General features: G+C 74.1%; 4 protein-coding genes. 3 read left to right on the top strand and 1 reads right to left on the bottom strand.

Annotated elements, in window-relative coordinates; translation table 11 throughout:
* Positions 1 to 133 precede the first annotated feature (133 nt).
* From G5C65_RS31165 to G5C65_RS31155, 3 genes are read left to right on the top strand one after another with little or no spacing between them, the layout of a single operon-like run.
* Positions 134 to 442 (top strand): sarcosine oxidase subunit delta, encoded by a 309-nt coding sequence (locus G5C65_RS31165; RefSeq protein WP_165302399.1) that lies wholly within the window; start codon positions 134 to 136, stop codon positions 440 to 442.
* Positions 439 to 3375, top strand: coding sequence for a sarcosine oxidase subunit alpha family protein (locus G5C65_RS31160; protein ID WP_165302398.1), 2937 nt, complete (start codon positions 439 to 441; stop codon positions 3373 to 3375). Before G5C65_RS31165 ends, G5C65_RS31160 begins: the two co-directional genes overlap by 4 nt.
* Positions 3368 to 3985 (top strand): sarcosine oxidase subunit gamma, encoded by a 618-nt coding sequence (locus G5C65_RS31155; RefSeq protein ID WP_165302397.1) that lies wholly within the window; start codon positions 3368 to 3370, stop codon positions 3983 to 3985. Before G5C65_RS31160 ends, G5C65_RS31155 begins: the two co-directional genes overlap by 8 nt.
* Positions 3986 to 4089: 104 nt before the next feature.
* Here G5C65_RS31155 and G5C65_RS31150 read toward each other — a convergent pair.
* Positions 4090 to 4898 (bottom strand): LLM class flavin-dependent oxidoreductase (locus tag G5C65_RS31150; protein WP_165302396.1); only part of this gene is annotated, 809 nt, incomplete at its 5' end.

Below are 4898 nucleotides of genomic sequence, written 5' to 3'. Positions count from 1 at the left end.
CAGCGGGCCGGGAGAACACAGGAGTCCATCCGGCGCCCACGCGGCCACCGCGAAACCCATCCACATCAGTCAGTCCAGCAGCCCTTCACGGGGCTGCCCTGGAACCGCCTACTCACGAATTAGGAGCGCACGCATGCTGCTCATCACCTGTCCGTGGTGCGGTCCCCGCGACGAGACCGAGTTCCACTGCGGGGGCCAGGCCCACGTTCCCCACCCCGCCGCGCCGGACGGGCTGACCGACCCGGAGTGGGCGGAGTACCTCTTCTACCGCGACAACCCCAAGGGCGCACGTGCCGAGATCTGGGCGCACAGCGCCGGATGCCGGCGCTGGTTCAACGCCCTGCGGGACACGGCCAGTCACGCCGTTCTGGCCGTCTACCGCCTGGACGAGCCCCGCCCCGCCGTCCACCCGCCCAGTGAGCACTCCGGAGCGTCCCGATGACAGGCCAGACCGTACCCGGCGAGCAGGAGTCCCGGCTGCCCCGCGGCGGCCGCATCGACCGGCAGCGGCTCCTCCGCTTCACCGTCGACGGCCGGGAGCTGACCGGCTGCCCGGGTGACACCCTCGCCTCCGCCATGCTGGCCAACGGGCTGGTGGAGACCGCGCCCTCGCTCTACCGCGGCCGCCCGCGCGGCATCGTGTCCGCCGGTGTCGAGGAGCCGGGCGCCCTGGTGCGCGTGCGGCTGGCGGGCTGTGCCGAGTCGATGCTCCCGGCCACGGCCGTCGAGCTGTTCGACGGGCTGTCCGCCGAGACGCTCGCCGGGACGGGCCGGCTCGACCCCGCCCCGGACCCGGCCGAGTACGACAAGAAGTACGTCCACACCGACGTGCTCGTGATCGGCGCGGGCCCGGCCGGGCTGGCCGCCGCCGACGCGGCAGCCCGCCCGGGGGCCCGGGTGATGCTGGTCGACGAGCAGCCGGAGCCCGGCGGCGCGCTGCTGTCCGCGCCCGGCGAGACGGTGGACGGGGTGCCGGCCGCCGACTGGATCAGGCAGGTGACCGGCCGCCTCGAAGCCGCCCCGGAGGCCGCGCTGCTGCGCCGTACCACGGCGTTCGGCTCGTACGACGACAACTATGTCCTGGCCCTGGAGAAGCGCACCGACCACCTCGGCGACCGGGCGCCGGAGGGCGTCTCGCGCCAGCGGGTGTGGCACATCCGCGCCCGCCGGGTCGTCCTCGCGACCGGCGCCCACGAACGCCCGTTGGTCTTCGCCGACAACGACCGCCCCGGCATCATGCTCGCCGCGGCCGTGCGGACGTACGTCGACAGGTACGCCGTGGCCCCCGGCGCCCATGCCGTCGTGGCCACCACCAACGACAGCGCGTACGACACCGTGGCCGCTCTGTGCGCCTCCGGCATCGACGTGCGCGCCGTCGTCGACTCCCGGCCCGATCTCTCCGAGCGGGCCGGGGAGACCGCCGTCGCCACCGGGGTACGCGTACTGACCGGCAGCGCCGTGGTCGGCACCGAGAGCGCCGACGGCGGGGACGGGGGCCGGCTCACCGGCGTCGTCGTCGCGGCACTGGACGAGAACGGCACGCCCACCGAAGGGGAGGAGCGGCTCAACTGCGACCTGCTGGCCGTCTCCGGCGGCTGGAGCCCGGTCGTCCATCTGCACAGCCAACGCCAGGGACGGCTGCGCTGGGACGAGGCGCTCGCGGCCTTCGTGCCCGACGGAGCGGTGCGCGACCAGCGGATCGCCGGTGCGGCAGGCGGGACCCTCGGTCTCGCCGGGTGTCTCGCCGAGGGCGCCGCCGCGGGTGGCGAGGCGGCGGACGCCGCCGGCTTCACCGCCGGGGAGACGTCCGCGCCGCGGGCCGGAACGGACCGCGGCCACGCCCCCGTCCGCCCCCTGTGGCTCGTACCCGGTCCCGCCGGCGGCTCGGGCGACTGGCACACCCACTTCGTCGACCTGCAGCGCGACGCGACCGTCGCCGACGTCCTGCGGGCCACGGGGGCCGGCATGCGCGGCGTCGAACACGTCAAGCGCTACACCTCCATCGGTACGGGCAACGACCAGGGCAGGACCTCCGGCGTCAACGCGATCGGCGTCATCGCCACCGCGCTCGCCGGTGGCGGGGACCCGCTCTCCCCCGGCGAGCTCGGCACCACCTCCTACCGCGCCCCCTACACCCCGGTCGGCTTCGCCGCGCTGGCCGGACGCGAGCGGGGCGAGCTGTTCGACCCCGCGCGGCTGACGCCCGTCCACCCCTGGCACGTGGCGCACGGCGCCGAGTTCGAGAACGTGGGCCAGTGGAAGCGCCCGTGGTACTACCCGCGCGAGGGCGAGGACATGGAGACCGCCGTCGCCCGCGAGTGCCGGGCGGTGCGCGAGGGCGTGGGCTTCATGGACGCCACCACCCTCGGCAAGATCGAGATCTGGGGCACGGACGCGGGCGAGTTCCTGGGCCGCCTCTACACCAACGGCTTCAAGAAGCTCAAGCCGGGCATGGGCCGGTACGGCGTGATGTGCAAGCCCGACGGGATGATCTTCGATGACGGCGTCACGCTCCGGCTGGAGGAGAACCGCTACTTCATGACCACCACCACCGGTGGCGCGGCGGGCGTCCTCGACTGGCTGGAGGAGTGGCTGCAGACCGAGTGGCCCGGACTGGACGTGCACTGCACCTCGGTGACGGAGCAGTGGACCACCGTCGCCGTCGCCGGACCGCGCGCCCGGGACGCGGTGGCGCCCCTGCTGCCCGGACTCGACCTGTCACCCGAGGCGTTCCCCTTCATGGCCTTCCGCGAGACCACCCTGGCCGGCGGGATCCCCGCACGCGTCTGCCGCATCTCCTTCTCCGGCGAGCTGGCGTACGAGATCAACGTCGCGTCCTGGTACGGCCTCGCCGTCTGGGAGCAGGTGTACGAGGCAGGGCGGCCGTACGGCATCACCCCCTACGGCACCGAGACGATGCACGTGCTGCGCGCCGAGAAGGGCTACATCATCGTCGGCCAGGACACCGACGGCACGGTCACCCCGCACGACGCGGGGATGTCCTGGGCGGTCTCCAAGGTCAAGGACTTCATCGGCAAGCGCTCCTTCTCCCGCCCCGACACCACCCGCACCGACCGCAAGCAGCTCGTCGGGCTGCTGCCCGCGGACCGCAGCACCCGGCTGCCCGAGGGCACCCAGCTCATCGCCCCCGGCGTGCCCGTCACGCCCCAGACCGCGCCCGTGCCCATGCTCGGCCACGTCACCTCCAGCTACCACAGCCCGGCCCTGGGACGGCCGTTCGCACTGGGGCTGGTGGCCGGCGGACGCAGCCGCATCGGCGAGACGCTCCTGGCCCCGCTGGGCGAGGAGCTGGTGCCCGTCACCGTGGCCGAGACGGTGCTCTACGACCCCGAAGGGAGCAAGCGAGATGGCTGAGCCGACCGGCACGGGCCCCGTGACGCTGCGGCGGAGCCCGCTGGCACACCTGGAGGAGCCGATGCGGGCCGCGTCGACCACCGGCCCGCAGGGGGTTGCGCTGTCCGAGCGGCCGTTCCTCACCATGGTCGACGTACGCGTCGCCCCCGATGCGGCGGCGGCCGGGCGGATCGAGCGGGCCCTGGGCACCGCGCTCCCCCGGAACTGCGGCGACACCGCCGCCTCCGGCCCGCACGTGGTGACGTGGCTCGGGCCCGACGAGTGGCTCGTACTCTCCCAGGCCGACGGCACCGGGCTGGCCGCCGGACTGCGCGAGGCGCTCGGCGGGGATCCGGGCTCCGCCGTCGACGTGTCGGCGAACCGCACCACGCTGGAGCTGCGCGGACCGTCCGCCCGGAGCGTACTGGAGAAGGGCTGTCCGCTGGATCTGCATCCGCGCTCCTTCGGCCCCGGCCGCGCGGTGGCGACGACCGTGGGCCCGGTCCCCGTCCTGCTGTGGCAGGTCGACGCCGCTCCGGCCTACCGGCTGCTGCCGCGGTCCTCGTTCGCCGACTACCTGGCGCGCTGGCTGCTCGACGCGATGCGCGAGTATCGAGGTGCCGCCTGCTGAGTAGGGGCTGCCCCTGCCCGTGCCTTGCAGGCTGCGGCTGCGTTGTGGCTGGGCGCGCAGTTCCCCGCGCCCCTTCGGGGCGCACCCGCAGGGGCAGCCCCTGCTCAGCAAGCCGCCACGCGCCGCATGACCTCGCGGCAGAACGCCCCGACGCCGTTCGGGTCGTCGATGAACTGGTTCGGTTTGATACAGAAGGTGGTGAAGCCCTGCTCAAGCTGTTCCGGCAGGGAGGCGAGGGCCGCACCGAGATCGGCTGGTGCGCGGTCGTCGGGGAAGACCGCCTGGGTGCCGCCGACCAGCTCCAGGTCGGCGACGTCCCGCCCGGCGGCGGTCATCGACTCCTTCAGCGTCCGCAGGTCCTCCGGTGCCGGCCGGCCCAGCGGGTGGAAGCCGTGGCCGTACCGCACCAGCCGCCGCAGGACGGGGCCGTGCAGGCGCTGCCCGCCGAACCACAGCCGCGGGCCCCCGGGGCGGTACGCCTTGGGTTCGAAGTACGCGTCGCGGAACGGGTAGTGCTCGCTGTCGTGGGAGATCGGGGACGGTCCCCACGCCTTGGCCCAGACCTCCAGGTGCTCGTCGAGCAGTCGGCCGCGCCTGCCGAACGGCACGCCCAGGGCGTCGTACTCGTCCCTGCTCCAGCTGACCGTCGGCTGGACGATCAGCCGTCCTTCGCTGATCAGGTCGAGGGTGCCGAGTTCGCGGGCGAGCAGCAGCGGGTGCCGCAGCGGTGCGAGGACGGCCGCGGCGGCGAGCCGCAGCCGCTGAGTGACCGAGGCGATGGCGGCGAGCAGGAGCAGGGAGTTCGGCCAGGGGGTGAAGGGGTCCTGGTTGCCGGGGAGCGCGTAGTCGCGGGGGTTGCCCATGACTCCGGCGGCGGCAGCGTCGGGGCCGAGGACGATGTGTTCGCTGACCA

The sequence above is a fragment of the Streptomyces boncukensis genome (genome assembly GCF_011045075.1).
In the GTDB taxonomy this organism is placed as follows: Bacteria; Actinomycetota; Actinomycetes; order Streptomycetales; family Streptomycetaceae; genus Streptomyces; species Streptomyces boncukensis.
This window is presented reverse-complemented; position numbering and strand designations above follow the sequence as displayed.